The sequence below is a fragment of the Sandaracinobacteroides sayramensis genome (assembly GCF_022014495.1).
Lineage (GTDB): Bacteria > Pseudomonadota > Alphaproteobacteria > Sphingomonadales > Sphingomonadaceae > Sandaracinobacteroides > Sandaracinobacteroides sayramense.
The window spans coordinates 1-12,362 of the sequence record NZ_JAKLSQ010000026.1; the positions used below are offsets into that span (position 1 = coordinate 1).

Genomic DNA, 12,362 nt, shown 5'->3' on the forward strand with positions numbered 1-12,362 from the left:
CTTTTCTGCTGGCGCTGCGGGTGAGGAAGAAAGCTGGACCCCGGGTCAAGCCCGGGGTGACGAAGGTGGGGTGGGGGAAATATGAGTTCCCCCCCCAACCTAGCGGAACTCCAGCTCCACCCAGGGCACCGAGCCTGCCATGCCGCGCGTCGCGGAAACCAGCGCCGGAGTCTTCCAGCCCTCCATCGGATCGGGAAGCGTCTGGTCCTTCACCCAGTCGCTGTCGGAAGCAATCAGCCGTCCCTGCGTCTGCCGGCCGAGCGCCGCCATCAGCTTGCCCGCCGGGAAGTCCTTCCAGCGGCAGCGGTTCAGCGCCACATCGGTATCCACCGGCACGAAGGCGATGAGATTGGCCGCGTCCATGGATTCCAGCGCGTCCTTCGCCGTGGCGTTGACGCTGCCATGGTGGCCGACCTTGTAGAAGGCCGTGCGGGCGACGAGATCGGCGGCGATCTTCCCTTGCCCGCCTTCGAACTCCACATCCTTCCAGCTTTTCCAGTTCCCGCCCTGCGCGTCGGCGGCGAACAGCAGCACATGGCCGCTTGCCTCCAGCTCGATGGCCAGCACCAGGCTGCTGTTGTTGGTGTTGCGGTCCAGCTGGAGCGCGAAGTCCAGCGCCGATCCCAGCCATTCGCCGTCGATCCGGCGGCGTTCCGCCAGCAGGTCGCGGCTGCTGCCGAGGGGAGCGGAATCTTCGAAATAATGCTGCCAGAAATGCGCCCGGCCTGCTTCGTCCAGGCCGGACCAATCGCCTTCCAGCACATCGCAAAGCCGCGCGCCCTGGTCTCCATCGAAGGGAGCATAAGGGTCGTGCTGGCTGGGAATCCGGCCTTCCGACACGCTGAGCGCGGCGGAAACGGCAGCGAAGGGGCCAGCCGCTGGCGCGCCGGCGCCGAAGCGATATTCGTTGCTCGGGTTGTCGTGAATCCTCAGCGTCTTCGCATCCCTCGGCGGGCCGAGAACGCGGATCCGCACGCCGTCGTGCAGGCCCTTCGCCGGCGCGTCGGTTCCGGGAAGCAGGTAGCGTGGCCGGCCATCGGGCGCGAGCAGGCGCAAGGCTTCGCGCGCGCTGCGCACCCGTTCTCCGGCGGCCCCGAACAGGAAGCCCATCAGCGAATCGACTCCGGCCACCAGCCCCTCGCCCACCCCGAAGGCGAGCGGCATCTTCGAGCGCAGGCCCGAGACGATGGCCGCGCCATCGCCTTTGAAGCGGTCGAGCTGTTTCGCCACTTCGTCGTCCGGGTCTTCCGCCCAGCTCAGCCAGACGTCGCCGACCGTGAACTTCGCCCAAGCCCCGCGCGCGGTGAGGAAGGCGGAGAGATGGTCCCAATGCTCATGCGTGCCGGCGATCACATCCAGCACGCCGTCCGTGCGCTCGTGGATGTCCTGCACCACCTCCGCCATCCGCTTGTTGCTGCCGGGCATCATCTGGTGGGCGCCGCAGTCGATCAGCAGGTGCAGCCGGCCGCCGTCGGCGCGCGGCAGGTCGATCAGGATGCAGTCGCCGATCCCCTGCGCATAGAGGCGGACCTTGACGCTTGCGGGCGAAGTGCTGGCCATCACGCCTCTCCTTCTTCGATCCGGCTGTGGACGATCGCGAATATCTCGTCGGCGCCGAACGCATCGGCCTGCCCTTCCGCCTGGCCGAAATAGGCGGCGCGCACGCCTTCCGAGCCGCGCCCGGCCCGCCAGTTGCGCTCCCGCTCCAGCCGGGTGGCGGAGAGCATCGGCTTCACGATCGAATAGCGGATTTCCGGCACGATCTCGTCGCTTCTGGTGGCGAAGGGGTCGACGATCAGCGTCGTGCCGCCGCGGAACCAGAAGCGCCCGGCGGACGGGTCGGCCGGGTCCACCCACTCCGGCCGGCGCTGGCGGATGCGGATGACGACATCGAAGGCCAGACGCTGCGTCGTCTGTTCGGACTGGCCGAGGTCGCGCATTTTCGGCCGCACATCGTCCACATAGACGCGAGTCGCCTGCGTTTTCCGCGCGAACGGCTCGAAATCCGGGCCATAGAGCGGCAGGCCGGGCTCCAGGCCCAAAAGCTCGTGCAGCCGGGTTTCGCCGGCCGCCAGCTCGGCGGCGAGCGCCTTGTGCAACGCCGAGGTGGCAAGATCGGCCCGCCGCTGGCTGAGCTGCTGCATGCGGGCGCGGCTGTAATCGGTGCCGGGGCGCAGATCGAAGCTTTCCACCAGTTCCGTCAGCCAGGGCGCGGTGCGCAGCGCCGGCTCGGGCCGGCGCCAGACCAGCGTTTCCTCCGACAGGGTGCGAAGCCCGCGCGGATATATGTCGAGCTGGCGAAAGGCTTCGATGATGGCGATGCGGTAGCCGGCGAGATCCTCCGGCCAGGCGTCGACGTCGGCGGTGACGAGGGCGCGCAGATAATCGCCATAGCTGATGTCGTTGGGCGGCAGATAGTCGAGCGCGCGGATGACGATCCGCTGCACTTCCGAGGCCGCCTTGCAGATCTCGCTGGTGAGGCCCTTCACCAGCACCGGGTGCAGTTCCCCGTCCGGCAGGCGGCCCGTGCCGCCGGTCGCCAGCCGGGTCAGTTCGCCGGTGCGCATGCCGGCGACCGCAAGGAATGCCTCGTAGACGGCGAAGACCAGCACCGAGCCGAGCTCGTGCACCGGCAAGTCTGTGTCATACTGGAGGGCGGGCTTATTCTCTCCGCGCGCCTTCTTCGGCTGATAGTCGCGCAGCGGCCCATCGCCGCCTCGCCCCTGCCCCAGTTGCAGGGCCAGCGTGCCGAGCATCCCCCCCATGGAGAAATCCCGCCCGCCGACCGCCACCTGGCTGGCGACGATATCCCTCAGGCGGAACTGCTCGAACAGGGCGACGATGTCGGCGAAGCCTTCGTGGAAGGCCAGCACGTCCGGGTTGCTGGCGTCGCGCAGCGCCGGGCTGATACCGTCCAGCAGCGCGTGGGTCATTTCATGGGCGATGACGTCGGCCGAGAGGCAACTGAACACCATCGTGCCCTGCGGCACGGCCGAGCGGGTATCGGCGTTGGACGGCGAATAGCCGAAGAGTATCGCCACCTTGTGCGGGCTGTAGAAGGCGTTCGCCTCGCGCAGCGCGTGCGGGTAGATTCGCAGGCGCTGCCGGAAGGCGGGGATTCGCCGCCGCTCGGCCGAAGTGTCGCCGGGCTGGCGGCCGCTCGCCCAGAGCATGCGGCGGCCGAGCGCTTCCTCGAACGCCTCGATCGTCCGCATGCCGACCGCATAGACCATCTGCTGGTGGAATTGCGGATTGCCCTCCGAAGGGCGAAGCCCGTCCGAAAGCGCGATCTGCACGTCGTTCAGGTCGACGGGCGGGTAAAGCCGGTCGGTCGGTGGATCGACATCGACGATTTCCAGATATTCGCCGACCGGGCCGGGCTTCAGATCCCGCTCGTTCACGACATCGACGGTCGAGACCAGTTGCGCGCTGGTGGAGAGGCTGGCCGCGAGCGACGGGTCGCGGGCGTAGATCCGCAGCCGCCGGCGGGCCGGGCCATGGGCGGTGTCGGCCGGCGGCGCCGGGGCGCGGCCCCTGGGCAGCCCCGCCGGCGCTGGCGGCGTGCGGAACGCGGGGCCGGCCGCCCCTTCGCCCGCCAGCCTGGCGCGCAGCGTCGCCCGAAGCGGCGCGGAGGCAAGGTCCGAGGCTTCCACCCGTTCGAGGACGCGGCGGACCGCCGCCACATCCTCCGCGTTCGCCGGATCGAGCGATTCCGGCTCCGGCAGGTCCGTCGTTGCCTGTCCGTCTTCGCCGGCCAGTTCGCGATGCGCTTCCAGAAGCTGGATCAGCTCCAGTTCGAACAGGGCGTCGCGTTCCCGATCGGCGAAGCCGACGCCCCGGCCGGAGACGAGCTTGAGGAAATGGAAGCTGGCGTCCGCCACCGGCGCCTTGCGCAGCTCCGCCTGCGGCAGCGGCGCGGTGGCGAGCAGTTTCGCCGCATCCAGCAGCCCATGGCCGAACTTGGCGTGCACCTTTTCTCCATCCACTTCCCTCGCGCTGGCGAACAGCGCCTGCCGGGCGGCTTCCCCGCGCTGCCAGGGAAGATAGTCCTTCAGCGCCGGCTTCCATTGCGCCAGCCACAGCGCGACGGCGGCGGCGATCTGCGGCGTCGCCGACGAGGTGCCGCCGGCGCGGCCGACCTTGTCCCCCGTTCCCAGTTCCGCCCAGGGAATGTCGGGCGTGAAGGCGGAAAGCGCATAGAGCATCTTCGCCGCCGGGCCGTGGCAGCCGGCCATGGGCTTGGAATTGGGCCATTCATAGGGCCGCCCATCCTGCATCATGCCGCAGGCCGCGACCACGCGGCGGAAGCGGGCCGGCCAGACGATGGTGGGAAAAGGCTTGTCGAAAAAGGTGTTGCCCGCCGCCGTCACCATCACCAGCCCGCGTTCGTAGGCGGCGTTCACCGCGTCCGCCATCGCTTTGGAAGCAAGGCCGCCCATGCTCATGGAGAGCACATCGGCGCCGCGCCTGATCGCCTCGCGGAAACCGGCCACGACGCTTCCGGTGGTCACCAGCACCACATCCTTGCCGACTCGCAGCGGCAGCAGGCTCGCATCCGGGCAGCCGCCGAAATCCGGGCCCGCCAGGATCGAAAGCGTGCCGGTGCCATGGCCGGGCTGTTCCAGCCCCGGCAGGCCGCCGCCGGGCGTGCGGGCGCCGTCCTGCGGCGAATCCCCCTTCACGAAGCTCCGGTGCAGCGGGTCGATGTTGCGGGGTTTCTGCCGGTGATCGGGGTCGAAGCCGGTGTCCAGATGCGCCACCAGCACATCCTTCTGCCTGTCGGCCGCCACTTGCGCCCGCGCCTTGTCGAGGCCGGTGCGTTGCAGGTGCCAGGCGTTAAACGCCGCGCTTCCGCTAGCGGGGGCGGGGCCTGCCGATCGAGTCCACTGGCGGTCCGGCTCGGCGGCGAGTACGGCATTGGCGCCGAAGCCCATGCCGCCACGGCGGGCAAGCTCATGCACCTGTTCCCAGACCTGCCCGCTCTGGTCGAAGCGAAGCCAGGTGGCGCCGGCATCCGCCACGCCCATGGAATCGGGGCCGGCCTCGGTTTCGAGGATCACCTCGCCCTGTCGGGCGAAGTCGCGCGCCGCGCTGGCAAAGCCCCGGGATTCCTGCCCGGAAAGCTTCACCAATGTGCCGACTATACGGTAATCCTGCCCGAAGGCATCGCCGCTTTTTCCCGCCATAGAGGTGCCCCTTCTCCGGACGCCAGACATTGCCCGCGCCGCTGCGCGTGAAACCATTCGCCTTCGATTGCGCCCCACCCGGCGGCCGAATCAGCTGGTGCGGCCGTCCATGCCCTCGTTAACCTTTTTGCAGCCGGGGCGGAATGCCAATCACCCGTTCGGGGGAGTCGGCGGATTTGCCGCTTCCGGTTGACGCGCCGGGGCCATTCGTCCGATCTCCTGCAACAGGATCGGGAGATGATCCGGGATGGCTTGGAAGGCGAGGATGCGGATGGGCTGGTGGACGATCGATCACACACATGAACCCAACGCCAGTTCATGGGTCGAAGGCGCGGACGGGCATCCAGAGTTTCCAGTGCAGAATCTGCCGTTCGGCCTGTTTTCCAACGGCTTCGCGGCCCCGCGCGTGGGCGTTGCCATCGGCGGCTTCGTGTTCGATCTGGCCGGCGCCGCCCGCGCCGGCCTGTTCCCGGACCTGCCATGGCTGGAAGATGTCGCCGAAGAGCGGCTGAACGAGCTGCTGGCGATGGGCGAGCATGCCCGCGTCGCGCTTCGCCACGCGCTGTTCGCGCTGCTGACGGACAGCGCCAGGGCGGAAACGGCTTCCGCCTTTCTGCTGCCCGTCGCCGAAGTCGAACTGCACCTGCCGTGCGATGTGGGGAACTACACCGATTTCTACGCCGGCATCCACCACGCGACCCGGATCGGCAAGCTGTTCCGGCCGGACAATCCGCTGACGCCAAATTACAAGCATGTGCCGATCGGCTATCATGGCCGGGCTTCCTCGGTGGTGCTTTCGGGCACGAACATCGTCCGCCCGCAGGGGCAGTTGCCGGGCACCGACGGCCCGCGTTTCGGGCCGAGCGAGCGGCTGGACCTGGAGCTGGAGCTCGGCGTCTGGATCGGGCCGGGCAACGACCTTGGCCATCCGGTGCCGATCGCCGAAGCGCATGAGCAGATCGCCGGCTTCTGCCTGCTGAACGACTGGTCTGCCCGCGACGTGCAGGCCTGGGAATATCAGCCGCTGGGGCCGTTCCTGGCCAAGAGCTTCGCCACCAGCGTCAGCGCCTGGATCGTCACGCCCGAAGCGCTGGCCCCCTTCCGCGGCCCCGCCTTCCCCCGCGCGGCGGGCGAGCCGCGGCCCCTGCCCTATCTGCGCGACGAGGCGGACGAGCGGCATGGCGGGCTGAGGCTGACGCTGGGCGTCTGGCTGCAAACCCGCGCCATGCGCGAGGCGGGGCTGCCGGAAGTGCGCCTGTCGGGCGGCAGTTCCGAGGCGCTTTACTGGACGGTGCAGCAGATGGTGGCGCACCACACGGTCGGCGGCTGCAACCTGCGCCCCGGCGACCTGTTCGGAACCGGCACCATCTCGGGCGAGGCGCAGGGCAGCGAAGGCTCGCTGCTGGAGCTGACGGAAGGCGGGCAGAAGCCGGTCGCCCTGCCGAACGGCGAGGAGCGGCGCTTCCTGCTGGATGGCGACCGGCTGCGCATTTCCGCGCGCGCGCAAGCGCCGGGCTTCGCCGCAATCGGATTCGGCGAATGCGTGGGGGAAATCATCGGCTGACAGGCCGGATTGTCGGCAATTGGCTGTTTCCGGCGCGGCGGCCCATGCTAAGGCCGTCGCGGATCGAGACAGGAGCAGCCCGTGCCGGACCAGACGCTCGCCGAAGCCCAGATCCTGACGCGGGAGCTGCGCGACAGCCTGTCGCCGCAGCAGGTGATCGAGCTGATTCTGGAAGGCAACGCCCGTTTCGCCTCCGGGCGGAGCACGCGGCGCGACTGGGTGGCGGAACAGCAGGGCACGGCCGAGGAACAGTTCCCGGCAGCCGTGTTCCTCTCCTGCATGGACAGCCGGGCGCCCCTGACCGCCATCTGCGACATGGGGATCGGCCACGCCTTCAACTGCCGGATCGCCGGAAACGCCGTGAACGACGATGTGCTGGGCTCGCTGGAATATGCGACGGCCGCCGCCGGCGCGAAGCTGGTGATGGTGCTGGGGCACAGCAATTGCGGGGCGATCCTGTCGGCCATCGACAATGTGCACTCCGGCAACATGACCATATTGCTCGCCCGCTTCCAGAACGCCATCGAGGAAACGGAATATGCGGGCGAGCGCACGTCCGCCAACCCGGCGTTCGTCGACGCGGTCGCCCATACGCATCTGCGCCGCACCCTGTGGAAGATACGCGAACGCTCGCTGACGCTGAGGGAATTGGAGGCGGCTGGGGCGATCGCGATGGTGGCGGCGATCTACGATCTGGAAAGCGGGCGCATTTCGCTGATTTGACGGGCGTCAACGCTTCGAGGCACGCTTGCGGTCTATTGGAAAGCGGAAAGAGAGGCCGAAGATGAAATCCATCCTGCTGCATGTGGCGGAAGACGCCCATTTCGAATCCCGCCTTCAAGGCGCGCTGGACCTTGTCCGCTTCACTGGCGGGCATCTGGAATGCCTGCAGACGCGGCGCGTTCCGGGCTTCCTGGGGGCCGATGCCGGCGGTTTCGCCGGAAGCGCCGCCATGGTGGTGCAATTGATGGAGGATGAAGCCAGGCTCGCCGAAGCCGAGCGGCAGAAGCTGACGGCGCGGCTGCAAGGCGAAGGCGTGCCCTTCAGCTTTGTCGAGGCGATGGGCGAGCCGGGGCAGACGCTGGTCGACCGCTCGCTGCTGGCGGACGTGATCGTGATGACGCAGCCGGGCGCAAGCGGCAGCGACCGGGACCTCGCGCAGGCGCTGGCGGCCGTGGTGACGCATGCCGACGCCCCGGTGCTGGCGGTGCCGGAAACGGCGAAGCGGGTGGAACTGGAAAAGCCGGTGCTGGTCGCCTGGAAGCCCACGAAGGAAGCCGCGCATGCGGTGAAGCGCTCCGTCACGCTGCTGAAGAAGGCGGCGCGGGTGGATATCGTGACGATCGACCCGACCGGATCCGGCGACTTCCCGCCCCTGGCCGTCGCCTCCTATCTCTCCCGCCATGGGATCAAGGCGGAACTGCATGAGCGCACGGCAGGCGGCGGCTCCACCTCCGACACGCTGCTGGCGACCGCGCGCGAGCTTGGCTCGGGCCTGCTGGTGATGGGCGGCTATGGCCGCAGCCGCGCCATGGAATTCCTGCTGGGCGGAGTCACCCGGCGGCTGCTTTCGGCGAGCGACGTGCCTTTGTTGATGGCGCACTGAGGGGCTGCAACGCCATTGCCGCAATTCCCTGCCAAGGATGGCAGGAAAGGAGACATGCATGACGGACAAGCTCGGGCCGGTCGAATTCCTGCTGCTGGGGTTCGAGGGCAATCGTTTCGACGGGCGGATCGCTCCGGCGCTCGCCGACCTCATCGGGCGCGGCTTCGTCCGCCTGCTCGACCTGGCCGTGGTGACGAAGGACGCCGACGGCGAAGTCGCCATCCTGGAAATGCAGGAACTGCCGGACGACGTCGCCGAAGCGCTGAAGACCCTGACCGGCGACATTCGCGGCCTGATGTCGGAAGCCGACCTGCTGGAAGTCTCGGACAATCTCGAGCCTTCGAGCACGGTGGCGGCGCTTCTGGTGGAGCATGTCTGGTCCACCCAGTTCGCCGACGCGGTTCGCGGCGCCGGCGGGGAATTGCTGGTGGCCGAGCGGATTCCGGGCGACCTGGTGGACCAGGCCCGCGCCACGCTGACCGCCATTGCCGATCTGACCGAAGGAGCCTGAAATGCTGGGATCGCGTAGAGATCGCCCGAGCCTGATCGGCCGTGCGGCCGGCACCGCCGCCCGCACCGCCGTCATCACCAAGACGGCTACCACCGTCGCCGGAAGCTCGGCCGCCAAGCAGCAATCGAAGATGCACGCCGCCGAGCTCGCCCATGCGGAAAAGCTGGCGGCGGTCGGCGCGCCCGCTGCCGCGGCGAACGCTGCGCCCGCTGAAGCCGGGGCCGATCCGCTGGACGCCCTGCGCAAGCTTTCCGCCGCGCACGACGCCGGCATCCTGACGGATGCCGAATTCGTCGAGAAGGTGAAGGAACGCCTCGCCTGAGTGTCGCGGGCGGGGAGCGCCGCTCCCCGCCCGTCTCGTCTAGATCTGAAGTTCCAGGCTCAGCGTGTAGGAGCGTCCGCGCGGATCGGCCACGCGCGGTTCCCAGCTGCTGCCCGAGCCGGTGTTGCTGTCATAGTTGATGGCGAAGGGCGGATCCTTGTCGAAGAGGTTCTTGATGCCCCCCGTCACACGGAAACGCTCGTTGATCTCGTAACCGACCGAGAGATTGTGCAGCACATAAGGGCGGACGTTCACATGCAGGTCCGACGGGCTGACCCGGCCCAGCGTCACCCCGGGAAGCTCCTGATTCCGGTAGCCGGAGCGGTAGAGCTGCGACAGCGAGGCCGACCAGCCGTCCTGGGCGTAGGTGAGGAAGATATTATGCTTCCACTTCAGGCCGAGATCGCCCGAGAAGGTGAAGCGGCCGACTTCGCTTTCGCCTTGCGGCGCGCCCGGAACCAGACGCGACCGTTTCTTCAGCAGCAGGCTGCCATCGAAGCCGAAGGCAAGGTTGCCGCTGAAGAGCGGGGTGCCGGCGCGGGCGGCGAATTCGATGCCGGAGGTGATCGTCTCGCCGCTGTTCACCCAGGTGCGATCGATGACGACGATCTGCCCCGAGCCGTCGCGGATGAACCGATCGGTGAAGATGTCGTAATTGGCGACCATGTCCTGGATCGTCAGCACGTCGATCTTGCCTTCGCGGCGGATATACCACCAGTCGGCCGACAGCATCACATTCGAAAGCGGTTCGAACACCACGCCGGCGGAGAATTGCCGGGCCGTTTCCGGGCCGAGGTTGGGGCGGCCTCCGGTCAGCACCGTCGGGTTGATGGCCTCGCAGCCCGGAATGCTGGTGTCGACACGCCCGCCCGGACAGGTGGTGGGATCGTAGATGTCCCGCGCGGAATAAGGCGATTCCAGCACGCCATTGTATAGCTGGTTGAAGGTCGGCACCCGGAAGCTGGTGTTGTAGGAACCGCGGAACATGATTTCCGGGATCGGCCGGTAACGGGCGGTGATCTTCGGATTGGTGGTGGTGCCGAAGCCGGTGTAGTCGTCGATGCGGAAAGCGCCCGTCAGTTCGAAGCCGGTGAAGACCGGCAGCATCACTTCGACATAGGCCGCCTTCACGTCCCGGTTGCGCGATTGCAGGATGTTCGCATCGTCGAACGGGGCGTTGAAGATATGCGGGCGATTGGCGGCCTCGCGCGCGTCGCCGTTGAAGCTGTACTGCTCCCGCCGCCAGTCGAGGCCGACCGCCGCCTGCACCGTGCCGCCCCAGATGTCGAACAGCGGCCCGGCGGCGGAGGCGTCCACCTGCCAGAGGCCGTATTTGCCGCCATAAAGCTTCACGCCTTTGGCCGAAATCGCTTCCAGAAGCGCCATCGCCTCGGCCGTCTGGCTTTCGCCCGGCAACAGGAAGGGGTTGATGTGGCCGGTCATGAACGCGTCGACCATGCCGTTCGCGAGGATGTTGCCATTCGCGTCGCGGACGGTGCGGGTGTAGAAATAGCCGGAGCCGAGCGTCGAGCTGGACTCGCTTTTCCCGTAGGAAACGCCGGCGTGATATTCCCATTCGCCGGCGATCGGGCCATCGGCGGTGAAGGCCAGACGCATCGTGTCGGTGCTGGTCTCGATCTCGCGCGGGCCGCATTCCATGCAGCGCCAGCGAAGCGCCATGGGCAGGCCGCGCTGCGGCTCCAGTTCCGGAAAGGCGGAGACGAGCTGGTTGAAAACCCGGTCGTAGACGGCGGCGCTGGCCGCGTTGCGGACATAGACATAGTTGAGCGCCGTCGCCGCCGCCGAAGCGCTGGAACTGAGCTGGTTGTTCGAGAAGATCTTGCGGGAATCGGCCTGCGAGCCGGTCAGCTCGAACTTCATCCGATGGTCACCGAACTGGCCCGTGGCGGCTCCGAAATAGGAAATGGTGCGGATCGGCTGCTGCAGCACGGCGGCGCGGCCGGTATCCCAGGCGCAGGCGAATTTCGCGGTGGGCGTATCCCACAGAAGCTCGTCATATGGCCCCATGCCGTCGATGGAATCGCACCCCTGCCCACCGGACAGGTCCAGCGGGTTGATCCCGCCGCCGGCCCGCACCGTGGCGCTGCCCGGAATATAGGGGGCGGTGGCGGCGGAATTGATGATGGTGCCGTTGGGGCTGTTGGGCGAGACGCCCAACGGGAAAATGGTGGCGAACGGCGTGCCGCGCGTGTCCACCGACAGGCCGCGATCGGGCTGGAAGGTGTTCACGAAGTCGCGCTGGTTGCCGCGCAGCATCTTCTGATCGGTGATCGAAGCGCCGAACATCAGGTTGAAGCGGTCCTTGTCCAGGTCTCCATGCCCGGCCATGAACGAGAAGCGCCACTGGTTCCCGCCGCCGGCCTCGGTCACGTCCATATTCGCCGACGCTTTGGCGCCCTGGAAATTCTCGTAGGTGATGAAGTTGATCACGCCGCCGACCGCATCGGTGCCATATATGGCCGAGGCGCCGTCCTTCAGCACTTCCACCCGTTCGACCACGCTCAGCGGAATCTGGTTGATGTCCACCACGCCGCCGTTCAGCCCGTGCGCCGGAACGCGGCGGCCGTTCAGCAGGATAAGCGTGGCGGAGGCGCCCTGCCCGCGCAGGTTCGCGGCGGAAGCGCCATTGTTTCCGCGCGCCGCGCCCGCCACCACATCGGCATTGGAAGAGAGATTGTCGAGGCCGTTGCCGTTCGAGGTCAGGAAGGAAATGAACTGCTCGGGGGAGTTGATCCCCTCCCGCCTCAGGTCGTCGGTGGTGACGATGGTCAGCGGCACCGGACTGTCTGCGATGGAGCGCTTGATACGCGATCCGGTGACGATGATCAGTTCATTATCCGCCGAAGCCCCTGTGCCGACGGATGCTGTGTCGACGGATGATGCCTGCGCGAAAACAGGCGCTGCAAGGCCGGTACAGCCGAGCAACGCCACAACGAGCCTCTTCATAACACACCCCTTTTCCATCGCTGGCCATTGTTGGCCATGCGTTGCCCGGGTTGACCCGAACATTGTGGCTGTATGACAGCACAATGAAAGCGGTTGCGAAAGAGGCTTTCGTGAACGGCGCATAAACTGCGGCAGCGCCAGTCGGAACAGCACGCGCCCAAGGCCGGGATCGGCCCTGAAGGACATTCGATAGTGTATTGAGGAAA

8 protein-coding genes are annotated in these 12,362 nt (G+C 67.5%); 5 read left to right on the forward strand and 3 right to left on the reverse strand.

All coding sequences use genetic code 11. The features are described 5' to 3' along the window. Positions 1-99: 99 nt before the first annotated feature. Together L6Q21_RS16130 and L6Q21_RS16135 are read right to left on the reverse strand one after the other, a co-directional pair. A complete protein-coding gene (locus L6Q21_RS16130) occupies positions 100-1,560 on the reverse strand; it encodes a ComEC/Rec2 family competence protein (protein ID WP_237831779.1) in 1,461 nt (486 codons plus the stop codon). After that, entirely contained in the window at positions 1,560-5,186 is a 3,627-nt protein-coding gene (locus L6Q21_RS16135) for a S8 family serine peptidase (RefSeq protein WP_237831780.1), read from the reverse strand. The genes L6Q21_RS16130 and L6Q21_RS16135 overlap by 1 nt, the downstream gene beginning before the upstream one ends. A 271-nt stretch (positions 5,187-5,457) precedes the next feature. Here L6Q21_RS16135 and fahA point away from each other — a divergent pair, with 271 nt between their 5' ends. The 5 genes from fahA to L6Q21_RS16160 all read left to right on the forward strand — a co-directional run bounded on the left by fahA (position 5,458) and on the right by L6Q21_RS16160 (position 9,189). Beyond that, positions 5,458-6,750 carry a fumarylacetoacetase gene (fahA, locus tag L6Q21_RS16140; protein ID WP_237831833.1) on the forward strand — a complete coding sequence of 431 codons (1,293 nt, stop codon included), beginning with the start codon at positions 5,458-5,460 and terminating at the stop codon, positions 6,748-6,750. A gap of 81 nt (positions 6,751-6,831) precedes the next feature. Beyond that, positions 6,832-7,473 carry a carbonic anhydrase family protein gene (locus L6Q21_RS16145; RefSeq protein ID WP_237831781.1) on the forward strand — a complete coding sequence of 214 codons (642 nt, stop codon included), beginning with the start codon at positions 6,832-6,834 and terminating at the stop codon, positions 7,471-7,473. A 61-nt stretch (positions 7,474-7,534) separates the two neighbouring features. After that, positions 7,535-8,356: a universal stress protein gene (locus L6Q21_RS16150; RefSeq protein WP_237831782.1), complete on the forward strand. Its 822-nt coding sequence runs from the start codon at positions 7,535-7,537 to the stop codon at positions 8,354-8,356. 58 nt (positions 8,357-8,414) lie between these two features. Next, complete coding sequence (locus tag L6Q21_RS16155) at positions 8,415-8,867, forward strand: DUF6325 family protein (RefSeq protein ID WP_237831783.1); 453 nt, start codon at positions 8,415-8,417, stop codon at positions 8,865-8,867. A gap of 1 nt (position 8,868) precedes the next feature. Then, a complete protein-coding gene (locus L6Q21_RS16160) occupies positions 8,869-9,189 on the forward strand; it encodes a hypothetical protein (protein ID WP_237831784.1) in 321 nt (106 codons plus the stop codon). Between the two features lie 39 nt (positions 9,190-9,228). Here the strand turns inward: L6Q21_RS16160 and L6Q21_RS16165 are convergent, their stop codons facing one another. Beyond that, the gene (locus L6Q21_RS16165) at positions 9,229-12,156 is read right to left on the reverse strand and encodes a TonB-dependent receptor plug domain-containing protein (protein ID WP_237831785.1); all 2,928 of its coding nucleotides are present in this window, start codon (positions 12,154-12,156) and stop codon (positions 9,229-9,231) included. Positions 12,157-12,362 lie beyond the last annotated feature (206 nt).

Bases quoted from the DNA above. Each gene is read 5' to 3' on its own strand.
- L6Q21_RS16130 (WP_237831779.1), bottom strand. From the start codon at position 1,560: ATGGCCAGCACTTCGCCCGCAAGCGTCAAGGTCCGCCTCTATGCGCAG.
- L6Q21_RS16135 (WP_237831780.1), bottom strand. From the start codon at position 5,186: ATGGCGGGAAAAAGCGGCGATGCCTTCGGGCAGGATTACCGTATAGTC.
- fahA (WP_237831833.1), top strand. From the start codon at position 5,458: ATGGGCTGGTGGACGATCGATCACACACATGAACCCAACGCCAGTTCA.
- L6Q21_RS16150 (WP_237831782.1), top strand. From the start codon at position 7,535: ATGAAATCCATCCTGCTGCATGTGGCGGAAGACGCCCATTTCGAATCC.
- L6Q21_RS16155 (WP_237831783.1), top strand. From the start codon at position 8,415: ATGACGGACAAGCTCGGGCCGGTCGAATTCCTGCTGCTGGGGTTCGAG.
- L6Q21_RS16160 (WP_237831784.1), top strand. From the start codon at position 8,869: ATGCTGGGATCGCGTAGAGATCGCCCGAGCCTGATCGGCCGTGCGGCC.
- L6Q21_RS16165 (WP_237831785.1), bottom strand. From the start codon at position 12,156: ATGAAGAGGCTCGTTGTGGCGTTGCTCGGCTGTACCGGCCTTGCAGCG.